24 protein-coding genes are annotated in these 17,247 nt (G+C 57.0%); 12 read left to right on the top strand and 12 right to left on the bottom strand.

Annotation, left to right across the window (positions count from 1 at the left end; all coding sequences use genetic code 11):
- Positions 1-66: 66 nt before the first annotated feature.
- Both ACX5K5_RS11095 and ychF read left to right on the top strand, forming a co-directional pair.
- Positions 67-1,164 (top strand): 4-hydroxy-3-methylbut-2-enyl diphosphate reductase, encoded by a 1,098-nt coding sequence (locus ACX5K5_RS11095; protein WP_346058798.1) that lies wholly within the window; start codon positions 67-69, stop codon positions 1,162-1,164.
- Positions 1,165-1,210: 46 nt separating this feature from the next.
- Positions 1,211-2,296, top strand: coding sequence for a redox-regulated ATPase YchF (gene ychF, locus ACX5K5_RS11090; protein WP_188686871.1), 1,086 nt, complete (start codon positions 1,211-1,213; stop codon positions 2,294-2,296).
- 205 nt (positions 2,297-2,501) lie between these two features.
- Here the strand turns inward: ychF and ACX5K5_RS11085 are convergent, their stop codons facing one another.
- Positions 2,502-3,197, bottom strand: a complete 696-nt coding sequence (locus ACX5K5_RS11085; RefSeq protein ID WP_170947822.1) for an SDR family NAD(P)-dependent oxidoreductase — start codon at positions 3,195-3,197, stop codon at positions 2,502-2,504.
- 447 nt (positions 3,198-3,644) lie between these two features.
- On the opposite strand from ACX5K5_RS11085, the gene ACX5K5_RS11080 reads away from it, so the two are divergent.
- Together ACX5K5_RS11080 and ACX5K5_RS11075 are read left to right on the top strand one after the other, a co-directional pair.
- Complete coding sequence (locus tag ACX5K5_RS11080; protein WP_141392915.1) at positions 3,645-4,004, top strand: hypothetical protein; 360 nt, start codon at positions 3,645-3,647, stop codon at positions 4,002-4,004.
- Positions 4,005-4,083: 79 nt separating this feature from the next.
- Complete coding sequence (locus tag ACX5K5_RS11075; protein ID WP_096256031.1) at positions 4,084-4,575, top strand: peptide-methionine (S)-S-oxide reductase; 492 nt, start codon at positions 4,084-4,086, stop codon at positions 4,573-4,575.
- A gap of 191 nt (positions 4,576-4,766) precedes the next feature.
- On the opposite strand, the gene ACX5K5_RS11070 is transcribed toward ACX5K5_RS11075, so the two are convergent.
- From ACX5K5_RS11070 to ACX5K5_RS11055, 4 genes are all read right to left on the bottom strand, one after another.
- Positions 4,767-5,153, bottom strand: a complete 387-nt coding sequence (locus ACX5K5_RS11070) for a hypothetical protein (RefSeq protein ID WP_096255889.1) — start codon at positions 5,151-5,153, stop codon at positions 4,767-4,769.
- 211 nt (positions 5,154-5,364) lie between these two features.
- A complete protein-coding gene (locus ACX5K5_RS11065; RefSeq protein ID WP_459174389.1) occupies positions 5,365-6,126 on the bottom strand; it encodes an Rv2133c family protein in 762 nt (253 codons plus the stop codon).
- Between the two features lie 5 nt (positions 6,127-6,131).
- Complete coding sequence (locus ACX5K5_RS11060) at positions 6,132-6,665, bottom strand: Rv2134c family protein (protein WP_096255891.1); 534 nt, start codon at positions 6,663-6,665, stop codon at positions 6,132-6,134.
- A 9-nt stretch (positions 6,666-6,674) separates the two neighbouring features.
- Positions 6,675-7,382 (bottom strand): histidine phosphatase family protein, encoded by a 708-nt coding sequence (locus ACX5K5_RS11055; protein ID WP_096255893.1) that lies wholly within the window; start codon positions 7,380-7,382, stop codon positions 6,675-6,677.
- Between the two features lie 260 nt (positions 7,383-7,642).
- Here ACX5K5_RS11055 and ACX5K5_RS11050 point away from each other — a divergent pair, with 260 nt between their 5' ends.
- The gene (locus ACX5K5_RS11050) at positions 7,643-7,885 is read left to right on the top strand and encodes a HigA family addiction module antitoxin (protein WP_459175438.1); all 243 of its coding nucleotides are present in this window, start codon (positions 7,643-7,645) and stop codon (positions 7,883-7,885) included.
- Positions 7,886-7,910: 25 nt separating this feature from the next.
- On the opposite strand, the gene ACX5K5_RS11045 is transcribed toward ACX5K5_RS11050, so the two are convergent.
- Entirely contained in the window at positions 7,911-8,990 is a 1,080-nt protein-coding gene (locus ACX5K5_RS11045) for a hypothetical protein (protein WP_459174388.1), read from the bottom strand.
- Entirely contained in the window at positions 8,987-9,364 is a 378-nt protein-coding gene (locus ACX5K5_RS11040; RefSeq protein WP_459174387.1) for a PadR family transcriptional regulator, read from the bottom strand. The genes ACX5K5_RS11045 and ACX5K5_RS11040 overlap by 4 nt, the downstream gene beginning before the upstream one ends.
- 349 nt (positions 9,365-9,713) lie before the next feature.
- Here ACX5K5_RS11040 and ACX5K5_RS11035 point away from each other — a divergent pair, with 349 nt between their 5' ends.
- The gene (locus ACX5K5_RS11035; protein WP_443438211.1) at positions 9,714-10,232 is read left to right on the top strand and encodes a GNAT family N-acetyltransferase; all 519 of its coding nucleotides are present in this window, start codon (positions 9,714-9,716) and stop codon (positions 10,230-10,232) included.
- Positions 10,233-10,342: 110 nt separating this feature from the next.
- Positions 10,343-10,714 (top strand): DUF6176 family protein, encoded by a 372-nt coding sequence (locus ACX5K5_RS11030; RefSeq protein WP_096255903.1) that lies wholly within the window; start codon positions 10,343-10,345, stop codon positions 10,712-10,714.
- 88 nt (positions 10,715-10,802) lie between these two features.
- Here the strand turns inward: ACX5K5_RS11030 and ACX5K5_RS11025 are convergent, their stop codons facing one another.
- Complete coding sequence (locus ACX5K5_RS11025) at positions 10,803-11,084, bottom strand: cupin domain-containing protein (RefSeq protein ID WP_096255905.1); 282 nt, start codon at positions 11,082-11,084, stop codon at positions 10,803-10,805.
- Positions 11,085-11,112: 28 nt separating this feature from the next.
- Positions 11,113-11,340 carry a hypothetical protein gene (locus ACX5K5_RS11020; protein WP_096255907.1) on the bottom strand — a complete coding sequence of 76 codons (228 nt, stop codon included), beginning with the start codon at positions 11,338-11,340 and terminating at the stop codon, positions 11,113-11,115.
- A gap of 106 nt (positions 11,341-11,446) precedes the next feature.
- Between ACX5K5_RS11020 and ACX5K5_RS11015 the strand changes: the two genes are divergently transcribed.
- Genes ACX5K5_RS11015 through ACX5K5_RS11005 form a run of 3 tightly spaced genes read left to right on the top strand, consistent with a single transcriptional unit; the run spans position 11,447 to position 13,436 of the window.
- The gene (locus ACX5K5_RS11015) at positions 11,447-11,998 is read left to right on the top strand and encodes a DUF6512 family protein (protein ID WP_096256034.1); all 552 of its coding nucleotides are present in this window, start codon (positions 11,447-11,449) and stop codon (positions 11,996-11,998) included.
- A gap of 29 nt (positions 11,999-12,027) precedes the next feature.
- Positions 12,028-12,567: a 2'-5' RNA ligase family protein gene (locus ACX5K5_RS11010; RefSeq protein ID WP_096255909.1), complete on the top strand. Its 540-nt coding sequence runs from the start codon at positions 12,028-12,030 to the stop codon at positions 12,565-12,567.
- Between the two features lie 23 nt (positions 12,568-12,590).
- Complete coding sequence (locus ACX5K5_RS11005) at positions 12,591-13,436, top strand: MBL fold metallo-hydrolase (RefSeq protein ID WP_459174386.1); 846 nt, start codon at positions 12,591-12,593, stop codon at positions 13,434-13,436.
- Positions 13,437-13,560: 124 nt separating this feature from the next.
- Here ACX5K5_RS11005 and ACX5K5_RS11000 read toward each other — a convergent pair whose 3' ends face one another.
- Positions 13,561-14,577, bottom strand: a complete 1,017-nt coding sequence (locus ACX5K5_RS11000) for a macrolide 2'-phosphotransferase (protein ID WP_382412294.1) — start codon at positions 14,575-14,577, stop codon at positions 13,561-13,563.
- 41 nt (positions 14,578-14,618) lie between these two features.
- Between ACX5K5_RS11000 and ACX5K5_RS10995 the strand changes: the two genes are divergently transcribed.
- Entirely contained in the window at positions 14,619-15,203 is a 585-nt protein-coding gene (locus ACX5K5_RS10995) for a DapH/DapD/GlmU-related protein (protein ID WP_459174385.1), read from the top strand.
- 8 nt (positions 15,204-15,211) lie between these two features.
- Here the strand turns inward: ACX5K5_RS10995 and ACX5K5_RS10990 are convergent, their stop codons facing one another.
- Entirely contained in the window at positions 15,212-15,790 is a 579-nt protein-coding gene (locus tag ACX5K5_RS10990; protein ID WP_346058858.1) for a CDP-alcohol phosphatidyltransferase family protein, read from the bottom strand.
- Positions 15,791-15,921: 131 nt separating this feature from the next.
- Here ACX5K5_RS10990 and ACX5K5_RS10985 point away from each other — a divergent pair, with 131 nt between their 5' ends.
- The gene (locus ACX5K5_RS10985) at positions 15,922-16,689 is read left to right on the top strand and encodes an isocitrate lyase/PEP mutase family protein (protein WP_459174384.1); all 768 of its coding nucleotides are present in this window, start codon (positions 15,922-15,924) and stop codon (positions 16,687-16,689) included.
- 26 nt (positions 16,690-16,715) lie between these two features.
- Here ACX5K5_RS10985 and ACX5K5_RS10980 read toward each other — a convergent pair whose 3' ends face one another.
- Complete coding sequence (locus ACX5K5_RS10980) at positions 16,716-17,213, bottom strand: mycothiol transferase (RefSeq protein WP_459174383.1); 498 nt, start codon at positions 17,211-17,213, stop codon at positions 16,716-16,718.
- Between the last annotated feature and the right edge of the window lie 34 nt (positions 17,214-17,247).

The following is a 17,247-nucleotide window of genomic DNA, read 5'->3' as shown; positions in this document are numbered from 1 at the left end:
CCCTTTGCAGGTGGCACGCATCATATGAGCATGCGCTAACTTGCATGGGGTTCGTAGACTAGGGGTATGGCTACTTCCACTTCTGTCCCGGTCTCGTTGCCGATCCCTCGGGTTCCGCGTATTCGTCGCACCCCCGAGCAGATCGCCGCAGCTTCCCCGCAGGTCACCGAGCGCAAGGTTCTGCTGGCCGCCCCGCGCGGCTACTGCGCCGGCGTGGACCGTGCGGTCATCGCCGTTGAGAAGGCGTTGGAGCACTACGGCGCCCCGGTGTACGTGCGCAAGCAGATCGTGCACAACGTGCATGTGGTCTCCGAACTTGAATCGCGCGGCGCGATCTTCGTGGAGGAAAATGAGGAAGTGCCCACCGGCGCACTGGTCGTCTTCTCCGCGCACGGTGTCTCCCCAGCCGTGGTGCAGTCCGCCGAGGACCGCGGATTGCGCACCATCGATGCGACCTGCCCGCTGGTGACCAAGGTGCACCGCGAAGCCGTGCGCTTCGCCAAGGCCGATTATGAGATCTTGCTGATCGGTCACGAAGGACACGAAGAGGTTGAGGGTACCTACGGTGAAGCTCCGGAAGTAACCACCATCGTGAACAACCCCGAAGAGGCCGACACCGTGGTGGTGAAGGACCCGGACAAGCTGATCTGGCTCTCGCAGACCACGCTCAGCGTGGATGAGACCATGGAAACCGTTCGCCGGCTACGCGAGCGTTTCCCGAATCTGCAGGATCCACCGAGCGATGACATCTGCTACGCGACCACCAACCGGCAGGCCGCGATCAAGGAGATCGCCCCGGACTCGGAACTGGTGATCGTGGTGGGTTCGGCGAACTCGTCGAACTCGGTACGCCTGGTTGAGGTGGCACTGGATCACGGTGCCAAGGCAGCCTACCGCGTGGACTTCGCCAACGAGGTTGATGAGACCTGGTTTGAGAACGTCTCCAGCGTGGGCGTGACCTCCGGTGCTTCGGTGCCAGATGTCCTGGTTCAAGAGGTGCTGGCGCTGCTCGCTGATTACGGTTTCACCGACGTTTCCGAGGTCACCACCGCGCAGGAAGACATCATCTTCTCGCTGCCTAAGGAGATCCGCGGCAAGCTCAAGGAGTCCGGCGATGACGCCCGGGCCCTAGGTGGCCGACGCTCCGCCAACGAAACGAACTAAGCACTTCATTTTTCGCATCTCCTAAGCAAAGGTAGAATCTTCTCCCGTGGCTCTTACTATCGGAATCGTCGGACTGCCCAATGTCGGCAAGTCCACCATGTTCAACGCGCTGACCAACGCCCAGGTGCTGGCAGCCAACTACCCGTTCGCGACTATCGAACCTAACGTGGGCGTCGTCCCGCTGCCGGACGCGCGTCTGAAGGTGCTCGCCGGAATCTTCGGTTCCGAGCGCATCCTTCCAGCGACCGTGTCCTTCGTGGATATCGCCGGCATCGTTAAGGGTGCTTCGGAGGGTGAAGGGCTGGGCAATAAGTTCCTGGCTACCATCCGTGAAGCCGACGCGATCTGCCAGGTGACTCGCGCGTTCGTCAACGACGACGTCATTCACGTCAACGGCAAGGTGGACCCTGCCTCGGATATCGAGACGATCGCCACCGAGCTGATCCTCGCCGACATGCAGACCATTGAAAATCAGCTTCCGCGTCTGGAAAAGGAGCTGCGCACCAAGAAGATCGAGAAGTCCTTCCTGGACGCGGTGCTCAATGCGCAGAAGATCCTCGAAGAGGGCATCACGCTCTTCGCCGCCGCGAAGACCAAGGGTGTTGATCTCGAAGAGCTCGCGCCAATGCAGCTGATGACCACCAAGCCATTCATCTACGTGTTCAACACCGATGAGGCTGGTCTGGCCGACACCGAGATGCAGGCGAAGCTCTCCGAGCTCGTTGCACCGGCCGAAGCAATCTTCCTTGACGCGCAGTTCGAATCCGAGCTCGCCGAGCTGGAAGAAGACGAAGCGGCAGAGATGATGGAAGATGCTGGCATCGTCGAGTCCGGACTGGGCAAGCTGGCCCGCGTCGGTTTTGACACCTTGGGTCTGCAGACCTACCTGACCGCTGGCCCGAAGGAAACTCGTGCTTGGACCATCTCCAAGGGTGCCACCGCACCGGAAGCAGCCGGCGTGATCCACACCGACTTCCAGCGCGGCTTCATCAAGGCCGAGGTTGTCGGCTTCGAAGACCTGGTTGAGGTTGGTTCCATTGCTAATGCGAAGGCTGCCGGTAAGGCGCGCATCGAAGGCAAGGAATACATCATGAAGGACGGCGACGTCGTGGAGTTTAGGTTTAACGTTTAATTCCGTTTGGCTTGGCTGAGCCAAGCAAGGGCGCCTTCCGGTTATTCTGACTGGAAGGCGCCCTTGTCTGTGGCATGGCCTTAAATATTAGGGCTTCGTTTTCTAGAAGACGTCGTGCAAGATCGTTTAGTACGTGGGTAGTACGTTGAATGACCTATAACCCTAGGTTGAGCTGCCACGTGACGGTGGACAGCTCAGACCCAACCTAGCTGGTATAGGTGTCCTTCAAAACAGCGTCCGAATCCTGTGACTCGTCGACATAAAAGCGTTCTGCGACATCACGTTTCTCATACATATCAACGTATTCGTCCGCTATGTTGTCGGGGGAGAAGTACGTTCCTTCTTCGATGACTCCGGCAATTGAAAGCATCCCCACGTAGACGCACTGTCCAGCCAGCTCCTCGTGGAGGCAATGAGCGTAACTGCGCAGTCCTGACTTGCCAATGCTCAACGTAGTCAGAATTGGCGTCACAGTCAGTTCGGTAGCCCCGCCGCCGGTAAAGAAGATGGTTCCCTGCTGTCTTTCAATCATCTCGGGAATCACCTGCTGCGCGGCTGAGATCCCTCCAATGATATTCACCTGCATATGCTGATTCGCTATTTGGGCCGTTGTCTCCGCGGCAGAAACCGGTGCGATCACACCTGCGTTATAGACGAGCACGTCAATCTGGCCGAACGTTGCTCGCACCTGTGAGAACGCATCCGCAATCTGTTGCTCGTTTGTGACATCGGCAGCAAAGCCCGCACTCTTGATATTCATTTCAGACAACGAGCTCTGGAAGTTGTCGAGACTCTCTTGATTCCGGGCGATCAAAGCTACATTGAAGTTCTTCTTGCCGAACTTCTTAGCAATACTGAGACCGAGCCCTGGCCCCGCTCCTACAATCACTAGCGTGCTCATTTATCAATCTCTCTACGGGTAAAAATATGCGGCATATGCCATTAATTGGCAACAGTCATTCCGTGCAGAATATTCCGCTGGTATCCAGCTTCAAGATTGTGCCCGCACTACGCTCGGGCCGACCGCATTGATCGCTTGGTCGCGTTTTCTCCTGTGCTTTTCTTCAGCAGTACTTCGGACGCCTCATTAGGTGCTTCCGTCGCGTAGCTCAGGGGCGGTGAAGTTGTAGGTCGGCGGAAAGAAGGCCGACCGATGCCTCATAAAGAACTTGCTGGACAGAGCCGCGAACCTTCGCTTCCTCGTTTCGACCGCTCAGTGCGTCAATAGGTAGGCTAAGCGGGGCAAATACTATGCATCTGAGCTGGGCCAGTCTCGTGAGGCCCTGATCAGGGCAATCGCCCGGAGCGAGTTCAACCTATGACCCTGATATTGAAGGACAGGAGGCGCATGCGACACCCCACCCGAGCATTTCTTGCCACCACCACCATCGCTGTCCTCATCTTGCCGCTGACGGCCTGTGACAGGTGGAGTTCCAAATGCGACACGAAGAGCAATTGCTCAATCATGATTCAAGGCGATCAGTTCCACAAATTTCCGCGGCCCTACAACAGCGACCATGGGTTGCGCTCCGCAGACCGCATTCGTTTAGTGTCGGCATCGGAAGGCGGCGAAGCCCATTTCCAAGCCGGAGGGGTGGAACCCACCTGTACTGAAGGCAATAGCTTCGCGATTGCCGATACGACGATCACCTGTGATGCGGTAGGAAATGACCGGGTCGAGCTGACGACAGTTCGTCAGGACCGGTAGTTACTCGAGACAACCCTCTGGCTGAGTACCGCTTCATCCACTGATGGCTCCACGCGTAGCTGGCAGTAAGATCGGCATTATGGATGTGGAGTGTGAGGTTGAGGAGCTTTATTTGGCCGGTGGCTGCCTCTGGGGTGTACAGGCTTTCATCGCGACGCTGAACGGCATGACATTCACGGAGGCTGGAAGAGCCAACGGCACCAGCGGGCACATCGATAGCGACTACGACGGTTATGCAGAATGTGTCCGAACCCGTTTTGATCCGACGGTTGTCAGTGTCGAGCAACTGATGGCGTACCTGTTTGAAATTATCGATCCTTACAGCGTGAACCAACAGGGACCGGATACCGGTCTGAAGTACCGCACTGGAGTGTATTCCACTACGCCGGCCCACCTCGAAGCGGCTCGGGCCTTCATCGCTGCAAGGGATGATGCGGACCGCATCGCGGTCGAGGTACTGCCACTTGCCACCTATGTGCGAAGCGCCGAAGAACATCAGGATCGGCTCGCGCGTTTCCCCGAGGATTCCTGCCACCTTCCCACAGCACTGTTGACTAAGTACCAAGGGTGAAGTCAATTTACGTGCAAGAGCGCTGCGATCATCACCTAGCTGGTCTGTGTCAGAACTCGGTGGGGATCCGCCTCGTGGTCTAGCCAGGGTGATGAATTCAAGGGCATTACCGGATCGTGAGTGAATTTTCGTAGTCGAGCAACCTGAGCACAGAGCGCGGACCAATGAAATCAAGCAGCGGGAATTAGTAGTTACTGCCTGCCGATGAAATCGAAGGTGTACTCAGTAGTCAACGGCATGTAGCCGGGGTCATCTTCGAATGGCATGTAGTCCAGGGAGTGAAGGTAACCGTCGATAACCCAAAGATCTAGGTGTCCCAAAGCTTTTTCATTTTGCAGCACGGTTGCAGAGGAAAACGGTCCGCCGCCATGTCTGATGCGCTTGCACTCGGGCCCCTTGGTGACTGCGATAAGGAAGCATTCGCACTCGTCGAATTGGAACCCGTCCCAGCGGGAGAACTGCAACTGCTGACGTGCCTTTGCTGATTCGGCATCGGTGGCACTGCATAGCAAGGCAAGGATGTCGCGTTCGGCTTGGCTGAGTTCTTCGCCTTTGCTGCGGCTAGTTTCGGGGCGCATACAAGCAGGCTATGGCGTGGTGCGACTACACGGCAAATCCACGGGAGCCTAGATGTGCAACATTGCCGCGACGGACTCGCCCGCCGGCAGGTCATCGGTCAGGGCGGAAAATTTCTAACACCCGGTGTTTGGATGCGCACGATACGAAGCACGGACTTGCGAATCTGGTAACCCGTTGTTCGTTTAGCCCAGTTCGCCTAGCCTTGTTCGCTTAGAACAACGGCCAAGGTACCGCTGGCATCTCCCCGCTCGGGCTGGGGAATTGACCTGAGGAAAGCAACCGCTCACAGCGCTGCGCGAGAGAAGCGAGTTCGTCGGCGGTCAGCAGCTCCGCCAGTTCTTGCCCCAGCTCAGCATGCAGTCCTTCGCTGATGCGCGCGACACCCGCATGCTCCTCAGCGGTGAGTGCTTCGCCGATCCAGCCCCACAACACCGTGCGCAGCTTGTGCTCGCGGTGAAAGGTGAGTCCGTGGTCCACGCCGTATCGGTGTCCACCGGTCATCGCCAGGATGTGGTTGCCTTTGCGGTCGGCGTTGTTAACGATGACATCAAATACCGCCATACGTCGCAACGCGGGGGAGTCCTCGTGAACGAGGGCGAGCAGTTCACCATTCTCGCCGCGTCCCTGAAAAACCTGTTTCCAACCAACCTGTGGAACGCTCTCGGCAGGGACCAGATCGATGGCGTTTTCATCGTGATCTTGCTCTTGCCACAGCTGCACCATGCCTTCACCGAACTGACCATCACGCAGCCAGGTGTGCGGCACGATATTCCAGCCCAAGGCTTCCGAGACCAGATAGGCGGCGACCTCCCGATGAGCCAGCTGGCCCTCGGGAAAATCCCACAGCGGATTCTCTCCGGCGATCGGCTTGTAAACGACGACCTTCTCACCGATGTTGCCAAGGAAGGTTGCGTTTGACGCCGTGGTGAGTCTGCCGGTGAGCGTGAGCTCGGTGGTCATCAGATCGGCCATGTGTATCAGTTTTCGGGGATGGTGCAGGTGTGTCCGTCTGCGTCCATCGGGTAACCGCAGAGGGTGCACATCGGACGGCCGGCATCCACGATCTCGCGGGTGCGCTTAGCGAAGGCGCGGGCGGTGCCTACCGGCATCCGCACGCGAAGCATTTCAGTCTCTTGCGCGGGCGCCGCGTCGGGATCTTCATCCGGGATGGGGTGAGCCTCGATGACGATCTGCGAGGTGGATGGGTCCCAACCCAAGCTCATCGCGCCAGTACGAAACTGCTCCTGATCATCTTCGAGCGGGTCATTGTCCACTAGCTCGATGGGAGTTCCGGTGGGAATGCTGAAGGGGTTTCCATCCACGGTGAGCAGCTGATCAAGAATGTCATCGATATTTTCCGCGAGCTGCGCGGCCTGCTGTTTCTCAAGCACAACACTGACAATCTCTTTGCCCGTGCGGACCTGGAGGTAGAAAGTGCGGTCACCGGGAAGGCCGATGACGCCAACGACGACCCTATCGGGCCAAGAAAATTCGTGAATACGTGTAGGCATATAAATATCTTATGCTCCGGTAGTGGGTGTAGTTTGTGTTCCGGCGCCGCCGCCGACGGGCGCATCGGCTGCGTGGCTAGCGTTTGATAGCCAGGATAGGTCTCCGGCATCGGTGTTGATCGCGTGGACGGTAGGGCGGTTGGCGCCATAGTGCACGATCGAAATTGATGCAGGGCCCACATTCAGACGCTGGAACATGTCCAGGTGCATGCCCAGTGCGTCGGCGAGGATCGACTTGATGATATCTCCATGAGCGACCGCCGCCCAGACTGCTCCTGGACCGTGCTCCGCCTCAAAGGCTGCATCGTGACGTCGAATGGCGGCCACCGAGCGGGACTGCATGGTGGCCATAGATTCACCACCGGGAAAGGTGACCGCCGATGGTTGGGACTGAACAACCGGCCACAATTTTTCGGTAGCCAGCTCGCTGAGCATGCGTCCTTGCCATTGGCCGTAGTCGCACTCGGTGAGGTCGTCCTCGGTGGGAGCATAAGGGGTGCCGGGTTGCCGATCGAGGATGTACTGCGCGGTTTGCTGACAGCGTTGAAGTGGGCTGGAAACCACCCCGACCAGTGGCACACGCGCGAGGCGCTCGCCGGCTGACGTTGCCTGTTGCTGTCCCAGCTCATCGAGGCTCACGCTTGGAGTTCGTCCGGCTAAAAGCCCGGTTGCATTGGCTGTGGTGCGGCCGTGCCGCACGAGGATAACTGTCGCCATCTACTCAGCCTAGTCATCGGTCGTCGCTGAACCTAGTTCAGAAACTGATTGGCGCTAACAGGCTGCTCAAAAACAGCGAGCTGTTGCCGGATTATAGGCTTAGTTCGTCGTGCATTCGTGTGAATGATCGATGGCGGATTTGTTTCACCTGGAAAGTTGGAGGTGCACAAGATGTCGAACTCGTCGACTACCACTGAGAAGTCGACTACCACTGAGAAAAGGGCCCGATTCACCCCGGCGAAGTGCTGATGTAGGACTTCATCAACGGCTTCGGGATCACCCAGAACAAGCTTGCGGTCTCGATTGGCGTTCCACCACGCCGTATTAACGAAATAGTGCACGGTAAGCGCGCGATTACCGCTGACACCGCACTTCGACTCGGGCGTTATTTCGGGATCGACCCACAATTTTGGCTGAATTTGCAGGCACACTATGAATTGGTACTTGCGGAGGATCGTATTGCTGAAAAACTCGCGGCGATTACTCCGTTGAAGGTCGACTGAGGGTTCAACGCTGTGGGCCGCACTGCTAATTCTTGAAAGATTTCCGCCAGCCTTGGACTGCGTAGCAGATCGTTCCGACGAGCAATGCCGCGAAGACCACGGACTGCCAGGAGTAGAGCGACTGCGCGTTGTCTATTGAGACCACAAGCAGCAACGCTACAAGTGCGCTACCGACAGTCCAGCCCAATGCTTCGCGGCGTGAGCGGAACGAGGTATTGGGCGCGAAGCTGGCTGCGTAGCTCTCCGGCGTGCCGAATTCCGTAGGTAGTGATGCGTCGGCTTCAACGGCGAATGCGCGGGTTTCGTCGACGATGACACGAATCCGTCGGTCGCTAAGGTCATCACGAAGTCGGAGGTTTTCCTGAAGTTGGCGGATCCATTCCTCGTGTGTTGCTACTCCAAGCTTCGGTGTGGTTGACCGAGATGCCGGAGAATTGCGCTTTGAAAACTTCTCGATGAGGTAGTAAAAGAGCGCATACATCGGTACCGGAGCCAGATACCAAAGAACGGATGCTGTGCCCGGGGACCCCTGAAGGGCAATGGCGAGCCCGCCGAGGGCAATCCCGGCGACGGCGAAGATCGTCGCAGTCCAGGCCATTGCCTTAAGGCGAGTAAATTTCCGCACTGCAAGATTCCAGAACTGCACTATGCCTACGGAAATAGTCGTGAAGAAGAGCGGAAGTCCAAGCATTGACCAGCTCAGTTTTGTTGTCCATCCATCATCGATAAGGACCACAATGGTCACGACCACGCTGAGCAGGGCTGCGCTAAAACAGATTGTTTGGGTGAGCTGCTTGAGGGAATACAGATGGTACCGGTCCTGTATAGGAGTTCCAGATTGTTGCCAATGTTCCTGCTGTTCTTTGGCCCAAAGCTTTGGGTCCCCAAACAGATCTTCTGCCGGTTCCTGCGCTTCGTTGAGTACTGGAAGCAGGTCGACGAAGGCTTGTTTCGCAGCTGAAATTTTGACGCCATCGAGCATCAGTCGACCTGCAGCGGTTCGAACCCAGTTAACGTCGTCTTCCTGGCCGCGGGCGGCATGAAACTCTTTGATGAGTTTGGCGAGATCAATGTCGGTGTCCGATTCTGCGGAGTTCTGAGTCATGGCTTCATTCCTTGTGGGTCCGAGTCGTTGTCAGTATCTGGTTTCTGCGCGCCGAGAGAGTTAGCTAGAGCATGCCAGGCGCGACGTTCTTCGTGGAGCCTTGAATGTCCGTGCGGTGTCAACGCATAGTTGCGTTTTCCGGGACCATTTTGTCCTTGCTCCCATTGCGCGATGACGGCACCGTCGTTTTCCAGACCGGTCAGTAGCGGATAGAGGGATCCACCCTTGGGTCGCCCAAATCCAAGCTCATTGACGGCTTGCGCAATCCCGTAACCGTGCAATGCCCCGTTTTCAAGACTGGCGAGAACTGCCGTTCCCAATGCGGCACGGATCCAGGGTGCAGGCCATATCGATTTCACCTCATCGTCGCTCATGTATCTAAGTATAAGTTGTATCTAGATATTTAATCAAGACCTTTTGTCCGGCTGGGCGCAAGAACGATCTTGAACCCAAGTTGCCTCATCGTTGACTGTGCAGAACTGCATTTATCGGAAGTGAAGGAGAAACTGAGATGAACTGTCATTTTCAGTTGGGGGCCGTTTGAATGTCAGCATTTACTACTGAGGCAGGGCTCCGCGCAGGTAGCGGGAACCACCATCGGGACAACGACTAATTCGAAATTCCCCCGTACCCCGGAAGGACTGTAGATGGATCACCCGTGACTGCCCTCGCTGCATGCACGTTTCTCTCGTGCCTCCGGCGTCGATTGATAGGATTCTGAGCATGCGCAGCTCACGAACCATCACACTTCGTTCCCGTTCCGAAGATGACTTCGACGTCTTGTTCCAAATCGCCGACGATTTGACCACGTGGGAGGAACGCAGCGAGGCAACTCCTGCTCCGCTAAATCGAGACACCTACAAGGCCCGGCTGGCGCAGCTTGATGCCGATAATTCAGACAAAAGTGTGCGTTTCATGATTGATGTGGACGGTGCCGCAGTCGGAAGTGTTTCACTCTTCGAATTCGACGATCTAGCCCGCCACGCCGAGGTTGGTATCGCCCTGGTGCCCGAAGCCCGTGGAAAGGGCATCGGGACCGCAGCCATCTCGCAGATCGTCGAGTTCGCCTTCATACGCTGCAACTTGCGCCGCGTCCATCTGCAGGTGATCGAATCCAACACGGGCGCCATTCGTGCGTATGAGAAGGCAGGTTTCGTGATCGAGGGTCGTCAGCGCCAACATGCCTGGGTACGTGGAAAATACGAGGATATCGTTATCATGGGAATCCTCCGCTCGAAGTAAGACTTCGCGGAGTTGCAGAAGAACGTACTCTTTTGAACCGAACGTCCGCGAGGGGAACCTGCACGGGAGTTGTTTTGAGTTCCTTGACGCGAACCCGGCACTATAGACGAATGAAGATTGAATTAACTCGTTTCCGAGTCCGCGAGAACGCGCAAAGCATCGTCGATGAGTGGATGCAATTCCTGAACTCAAATGCTGCCGCAGTTCGCGAAACGCTTGAGCCTGAGCAGATGTACGTTGAGACGATCTTTTCGGAGACGATCGATGGAGTCGACTACTTGTATTGGTACAGCGTCCAAGGCGAAGACGGTGCTGGTGTTGCGCAATCGGATCATTGGCTTGATGAAAAGCACATACAGTTCTGGCGCGCTTGTATTGACGACACTTTTCCAGCGGAAGATCTCACGCCTCGTATCACGATGATTCCAGAACGCGTTGAAGCAGCCATGAAGCCGCTCACGACCAGTGCGGAGAAGAATTAAGGAGTTCTAGCGTCAGCGCTCAAAGCCTGCTCCCTGTCTCGTGCCCACACCCGTTGAGGGGCAGTGCTAAGGAACGAGAAGCTAGAGCCTAGACATCGAAGTTGAACCGAATGTCTTTGGGCATAATGTGAACCGCACTAAAGTTCGGGGTCCCCACAATTTGATGCACCACATCGGCGGGAACAATGAACGTATCACCGGTGTTGAGGATGTGAACTGCGTCTGGGAAGCTCAGCTCGCAGCTGCCCTCGGTCATTACAAGCGCTGATTCGTGTGAAGCGCTGTGCGTCGGGAACGCGGTGCCGTCGGTACCGATCATCTGCTTGGTGATCAGTACCGAGCCTTCTTTGAGCGGAATACTTTTCTTCATGGATTCATCCTTTGGGGTATGCGCAGTTCTAATTTTGGTGGTGTGCGGTATCGGCGGACTTGAGTGATGCATAAGCAGCGCTATAGGCCTCACAACCATCGGCTGGCACCGCATAGTTCTTAGTGATCGAGCGTAGCTGGTCGAAGCGCTGTGTGCTCGATTCGGTATTGGGTGATTGTGCTAGTTGCGCGGTCAGATTATGGACTCGGGCCAGAATTGGGGTGAGTTGCACGGCGGTGGCGAGTTGATTTTTCATGGTGTTTTCTCCTTTACCGGTTGATCTTGAGATCAGCATACGGAGCAGGCCCGGACAAGTCCTTGACGGGGGTCAACCAGCGTCTGAGTGGCATATGGTTGAGCTCATGGGGATAGATACTCTGATTTGGTTGAACGCAGTCGCGATCCTGCCGTTATCGATCATTGGATCGTTGCTGCATTTCGCTTACGACTGGTCCGGGCATCACCGGGTGGTTGCCGTGTTCGCTGCGGTCAACGAAAGTTATTGGGAACATATCAAGATTGCGTTCTGGCCGGTGTTGTTATGGTTTGTCGCGCTTTTTGCCATGGGTGGATGGCAGATGCCAGGTTTTGTTCCGGCCGCGACCATCGCACTCTATTCGGTGCCGGTCAGCATGATCTCGATCGTTTTTGGGTACAAGGCGATCGCACGGAAAAACATTCTATGGATCGATATCCTCTCGTTTTTCGTAACCGTCGCAGTCGCGCTGCTGATTTTCGCGCTGACCGCCACCGAACTCGCCGCTGGTAGGTGGAGTATCGCCTTGAGCATGGTCTTCCTGATGATCCTTGGTATTGCCTTTGCACGGTTTACGCACCGCCCGCCAGCGGAGCCGGACTTTTTTATCGACCCACTTAATAAGCGATATGGTTTGGAAGCCCACCCGGATAACTAGCGCAGTGCGTGCAGAAAAAGGAGTCGTGAATGAGGACCTCGCCCGATAACATCTTGTTGCGCTTGCCAGAGGCCCAAGAACAACAAATTCGCGAGGTGTTTGTAGCATTGGAAGCGCGTGGGTTTCCTGCACAACAACAGACTCCGCATATCACCATCACCTCTTCCCCGGCCATGGCTGAAGAGGCGGTGCACTGTGCTGCACGGTTACTTCCCAGCCTGATTCCGGCACGCCTAGAGCGTGTAGGCACGGTAATTTTTGGGACGAAGCGCAAACAAACCGTCGCTTGGTTACTCGAAACCTCCGCTGAATTGGAAGCTGCGGCGCGCGAGATTAGTGCGCTGAACCCGGATGGTCGAGGGCACAGATGGACTCCACACCTGACCATGGGCCTGCGCTTGCCACGCGAGATCCTGCCCGAGTATATTCGCGCATTAGATGAGCTGACCCCAGCGTCGCTCAAGGAGCTCACCGCTATTCGCGCCGCATTGTGGAAGCCGCGAAGTCAAGAACTCACCGTGCTCGCCGACGCGAGTAGCTACCAAGAGGCGAAATTACCCAAGGATTAATAGTTGTTGACCTAAGGAAGCAGATGACCGATAGAACGTGGACACAGGTTGGCGACGGGGTATACCAGCGTAGGTATGATCCACTGGATGTTTCGGTGGGTCTGGTCATTGGGCCGTGCGGGGCGACGGTGATTGATACGCGCAATAACCCTGCCGAGGCACAAGAGATCATGAACGACGTGGCACAGCAGTTTGCGGTGCCGATTGTCGCGGTAATCAATACTCACGCGCACTATGATCACAGCTTCGGCAACCAGCTGTTCGCTCACGCGGGTATCCCCATTTACGGTCACCATCTGATTGCACAGCATTTTGAAAACTTTGAGCGGCCCCGCTTGCTAAGGCTCCAGCAGGATCCTGAATCAGAACCGGATAAAAGCTGGGCCGAGGTGGTACTGACACCGCCAAGTGTGCCAATTGCTAAACCAGCCACGGTTGACCTCGGAGGCCGGGAGCTGAAGCTGATTCCATTGGACCCCGGGCATACGCAGAGCGACTTAGCGATTTACATTCCTGACGCGGGAATCTGGTTCCTTGGCGACATTATCGAGGAGTCAGGCCCGCCGATGTTCGGGTCTGGATCTTTTCCGTTGGGCTGGCCTAAGGTCTTACGCTCCCTACTGAAATTGATCGACCCACAGCACGTGCTGATTCCCGGGCACGGGCAAGCGGTGGACCGCGCGTTTGTGAGCGGGCAGTTGGCTAGGTTCGAAGAGTTGGCGCAAACTTTGCGAACTGCGCATGCCGCTTCGGTAGCCGTGGTTAAGATCCAATATTCTGCGCAGTTGCTTGCGTTGTGGCCAGTTGAATTCCTCCGCGAAGCCGCGGTGGATGGATATGCGCAGCTTCCGGAGCACGGCGCATCGTAAAGTACCGCGCGGTGCTTCTGGGGCGTAAATGGTGGCTTATCGTGCGGAAGCCTGGTGAAGCCGACCGGAACTTTGAGCCCTGCTGCCCCGGTGTGACAACGCGACGTTCTAGGCCCGAAGCGGCCTAGGGATTGAGTTGAGCAGCTGCAGCTTTGAGATGCTCCGCATTTCCGGTCTGCAACGCGAAAAGACCATAATCAACGGCGGCGGTACTGAAAAGCTCGACACAGTGCTCGGCTATGAGCGGGCCGACCACACCGCCTTGAGCGACGTATCGGTCCACGGTGGCATTAAACGCTGTTGCAGAAACACTGGCGTGGTGGAAGACAAAATCCCGGGCCGGGTCGCCGATGGCCGCGGTGGTCCAATCAAGGATGCTGTCGATGCGCTCGCCGGTCATCAGCTGGTGCGCGGGATAAATTTCTCCATGCGTCAGTGTGGTGTGCTCGGGCCAATACCGGTCATCGGCTAACCATCGGCTCCAACGCTCCTGTAGCTCTGCGGACACCTCAAATTCCTTCACGACCCGGGCGATGTCCTCGCGTTTTTGTTGGCGCACGGAACTGGGAGTGAAAACTTCAATGCCGCTGTCGATGACCTCCGTTGGATCCACCGCATGTAATTGGGCAAGAAAATCTGCCAGTGAATGCGCATACTCGCGGGATTCGAGCGCAAAATGCCACTGCGGTTGGCCCTCCTCGGTAAGCGTGAGACCTGGTTCTCCCGGCAAAAGCGGGTAGGCGATCAACGTGTCGCTATGGATTTTCCAGTCGGGAATTGCCACGTCCAGGTGCGGGGCAAGCCGCCGAAGCAATCTGCCTTCTATGGCGGCACGTTCGGTCACGTCGGGCCGACGTGGAATTCGCAGCACCCAAGAATCGCCGGTATTTGTGGTGCCGATGGCGACTTGGAAATCCAAGCCAAGCTCGTTGATGGTGAGACTGTGCGGATCCAGTTCTAGCCCATGCTTTTCAGCCAGTGCGCAGATCTCATCAATCGCAGAATCTTCCATGATTCTAGCTTTGCCGGTTGCACCCGAAAAGTACAGAGCCAAGCCAGATGAGCCGAGCATACCGCCGGTGCCTGATCGAGGGTGGCCTACCGCAGCGCCGTCCGGGACTCCTCCGATGGAAGTCGACACGTTCCCAGAGTTTCATTCGGCAGTGGGTTTAAGGTGAAGATATGACACATATTGCTGGAATGACAGAACTACTAGCCACACTCAATGCAGGTGAAGTGATTCCCGGCGGATCCGCGCACCACGAGGCAATGCACGCGACGAGCCAGGAAGCCTTGCGGATCACCGCACAGCTCAACGGTAGCTACCAGAGCCCCGAACAAGTCCGCGCGTTACTGAGCGAACTGACCGGAACAAAGGTGCCCGATTCGATGCAACTCTTCCCGCCCTTTAGCGCGGACTTCGGCAAAAACATCAGCTTTGGTCCAGAGGTCTTCATCAACAGTGGGTGCCGTTTCCAAGACCAGGGCGGCATTAGCATCGGTGCGGGCTCACTGATCGGACACAACGCGGTGATCACCACCTTGAACCATGACATGGTGCCTAGCCGCCGCGCCGACATGCACCCGGCCAAGGTAGTGATTGGCAAAGGTGTCTGGTTCGGTGCGAACGTGACAGTGCTTCCGGGGATCAGCATCGGTGATGGGGCCGTGGTGGGTGCCGGCGCAGTAGTCACCAAGGACGTTGCCCCAAATACGGTGGTGGTCGGCGTGCCCGCAAAGCAGGTCGCGACGGTTCCACTGGACTAATCCGGTAGCTAGCCGGCAGGTTGGCGAAGTATTTTTGCCGTATGAGCCATGAGGCGCAGGTATCCGGCGCCCACAAAAAGGTGCAGTATCGCGCCGATGCCAAGGATGTAGAGACCCGGGGTGAATAGCCAGGACAGTTCCTCGATGCGCCCAAAAGCCACAGCGGCTAAACCCAACATCATGATTGCGGTGCGAATCTTCCCCAGCTTGCTCGACTCGGGTGGGGCGGAGAGCCGCAAGGCGAAGTAGGTGCACAACAAGAACAGATCGGTGACGAAGATGGCCAAGCCGATCCACAAAGGAACTAAGCCGCCAAAGACTAAACACACGGCAATCGCGACGATCCCGAGCCTGTCGGCAATCGGGTCAAGCAGGACACCGACGTGGGAAACCTGGTTAAACTTTCGTGCGATGAACCCATCGATCCAGTCGCTGAGCCCAAACGCGAGCAATAAGAAAGCGGTGGCTACCGGCGCGGAATCGGTCAGGAGGTAGTAGCAGATCGGCACGACCAGCAGGAATCTGAGCACCGTGATGGCGTTGGGTATGGTGGCCCAATCGTGCTTGTCTGCGGCCGGGCTAGTCATCACGCTCTCCTTATCTCCTATGTTGAACGATGTCGCACCTTTGCTGCGATATCAAGAGGCAAAGGCAGATCCGACAAAAATAACCCGCTGGTAGGCTGAGCGTGTTCCCTAAAAAGTCCGAGGAGGACTCCGTGGTTGATGTTAAAGCCGTAGCTCAGAAGCTCGCCGATTTGCACGAATCAAACAGCACCTTGGTGCTCCCGACCGTCTGGGATACCTGGAGTGCGAAGATTGCCGCCGAGGCAGGATTTGAAGCGCTCACCATCGGCAGCCACCCCGTGGCCGACGCTACCGGTAGCAGCGACGGCGAGCAGATGGATTTTAAAGAGTATTTGCGCACCTGCCAACGAGTTATCGATTCCGTCACGCTGCCGGTCAGCGTCGACGTGGAGTCGGGTTATGGGTTAGCTCCTGGAGAATTGATCGGGCGTTTGCTGGATGCCGGAGCCGCCGGCGCAAATATCGAAGACGTGGTGCACTCCGAGGGCAAACGCGTTCGTGATCGCCAAGAACACGCCGACTACATCGCCGCGGCCAGAGCCGAAGCCGATGCGGCAGGCGTGGCATTTGTGATCAACGGCCGTACCGACGCGGTGAAGCTTGGCACCGAGGTATTTGCCGACCCACTGGCTGAGGCCGTAGCCCGCGCTAAACTCATGGAGCAGGCCGGCGCACGGTCGGTCTACCCGGTGGGGCTCAGCTCCGCCGAACAGATCCGCGAGCTGGTGGCCGCCGTGCAGATCCCGGTTAATGTCACCGCGCACCCGGTGAAGGGTCATGCCGCCGGAGACCTGGCGCAACTGCGTTCACTGGGCGTGCGTCGGGTGAGCTTTGGCCCGCTATGGCAAATGTGGTTGGCCGAAACTTCAGCCACACAACTGGCGCAGTGGAGCAAATAACTCTTTGAACGCACGCGCCAGGTCGTTTACGCCGTGAGTATGCCGGCGGCGTAGGCGGCCTGAGCGACGTGCGCGATGGCGTCGTCGATAATCGAGATCAGACGGACCCCACGAGTGACCGCAGGATCCCAGCTGCGGTCGATCACCTCGTCCAGTTGCGTGGGCGTTAAGGTGCTCGCATAGTCGCCGAGCGCGGTGAGCGTGGCTTCCAAATATTCCAGCAGTAGCGCCTGATCGTTGACCTTGATGCGCGCTGCTTCTGCGGAGCTATGACCATAACCAACGCTGGCACCTAGCTCGCCGAGATCAAACCTTTCGGCATATTCGTCCCAGAGCTGCGCCTGGCCGGTGAGTGGAGCCAACTGCGCGTCAACTTCCCGCGAGCTGTGCCAGAGTAACCACGCAATTGAATTGGGGTGCCCGGCCGGGTGGGCATTGAGCTGTTCGGCGGTGAGCTGTGGCAGATTTTTGGCCGAGCTGAATGGCAGGCGGGCGAGTGTGCTGAAAATTTCTGGTGTATCCATACTTCTTATTGTGCTCTGAGATTCTCGCGCTGTC

The organism is Glutamicibacter bergerei, from assembly GCF_054495185.1.
This window is presented reverse-complemented; position numbering and strand designations above follow the sequence as displayed.

What these genes read in the sequence shown, in the direction of transcription:
- ACX5K5_RS10980 (WP_459174383.1), bottom strand. Translation starts at nt 17,213, where the DNA reads ATGGATACACCAGAAATTTTCAGCACACTCGCCCGCCTGCCATTCAGC.
- ACX5K5_RS11055 (WP_096255893.1), bottom strand. Translation starts at nt 7,382, where the DNA reads ATGGCGACAGTTATCCTCGTGCGGCACGGCCGCACCACAGCCAATGCA.
- ACX5K5_RS11080 (WP_141392915.1), top strand. Translation starts at nt 3,645, where the DNA reads ATGCGACACCCCACCCGAGCATTTCTTGCCACCACCACCATCGCTGTC.
- ACX5K5_RS11045 (WP_459174388.1), bottom strand. Translation starts at nt 8,990, where the DNA reads ATGACTCAGAACTCCGCAGAATCGGACACCGACATTGATCTCGCCAAA.
- ACX5K5_RS11025 (WP_096255905.1), bottom strand. Translation starts at nt 11,084, where the DNA reads ATGAAGAAAAGTATTCCGCTCAAAGAAGGCTCGGTACTGATCACCAAG.
- ACX5K5_RS11010 (WP_096255909.1), top strand. Translation starts at nt 12,028, where the DNA reads ATGAGGACCTCGCCCGATAACATCTTGTTGCGCTTGCCAGAGGCCCAA.
- ACX5K5_RS11035 (WP_443438211.1), top strand. Translation starts at nt 9,714, where the DNA reads ATGCGCAGCTCACGAACCATCACACTTCGTTCCCGTTCCGAAGATGAC.
- ACX5K5_RS11060 (WP_096255891.1), bottom strand. Translation starts at nt 6,665, where the DNA reads ATGCCTACACGTATTCACGAATTTTCTTGGCCCGATAGGGTCGTCGTT.
- ACX5K5_RS11085 (WP_170947822.1), bottom strand. Translation starts at nt 3,197, where the DNA reads ATGAGCACGCTAGTGATTGTAGGAGCGGGGCCAGGGCTCGGTCTCAGT.
- ACX5K5_RS11095 (WP_346058798.1), top strand. Translation starts at nt 67, where the DNA reads ATGGCTACTTCCACTTCTGTCCCGGTCTCGTTGCCGATCCCTCGGGTT.
- ACX5K5_RS11065 (WP_459174389.1), bottom strand. Translation starts at nt 6,126, where the DNA reads ATGGCCGATCTGATGACCACCGAGCTCACGCTCACCGGCAGACTCACC.
- ACX5K5_RS11075 (WP_096256031.1), top strand. Translation starts at nt 4,084, where the DNA reads ATGGATGTGGAGTGTGAGGTTGAGGAGCTTTATTTGGCCGGTGGCTGC.
- ACX5K5_RS11005 (WP_459174386.1), top strand. Translation starts at nt 12,591, where the DNA reads ATGACCGATAGAACGTGGACACAGGTTGGCGACGGGGTATACCAGCGT.
- ACX5K5_RS11020 (WP_096255907.1), bottom strand. Translation starts at nt 11,340, where the DNA reads ATGAAAAATCAACTCGCCACCGCCGTGCAACTCACCCCAATTCTGGCC.
- ACX5K5_RS11040 (WP_459174387.1), bottom strand. Translation starts at nt 9,364, where the DNA reads ATGAGCGACGATGAGGTGAAATCGATATGGCCTGCACCCTGGATCCGT.
- ACX5K5_RS10995 (WP_459174385.1), top strand. Translation starts at nt 14,619, where the DNA reads ATGACACATATTGCTGGAATGACAGAACTACTAGCCACACTCAATGCA.
- ACX5K5_RS10990 (WP_346058858.1), bottom strand. Translation starts at nt 15,790, where the DNA reads ATGACTAGCCCGGCCGCAGACAAGCACGATTGGGCCACCATACCCAAC.
- ACX5K5_RS11015 (WP_096256034.1), top strand. Translation starts at nt 11,447, where the DNA reads ATGGGGATAGATACTCTGATTTGGTTGAACGCAGTCGCGATCCTGCCG.
- ACX5K5_RS11070 (WP_096255889.1), bottom strand. Translation starts at nt 5,153, where the DNA reads ATGCGCCCCGAAACTAGCCGCAGCAAAGGCGAAGAACTCAGCCAAGCC.
- ACX5K5_RS11030 (WP_096255903.1), top strand. Translation starts at nt 10,343, where the DNA reads ATGAAGATTGAATTAACTCGTTTCCGAGTCCGCGAGAACGCGCAAAGC.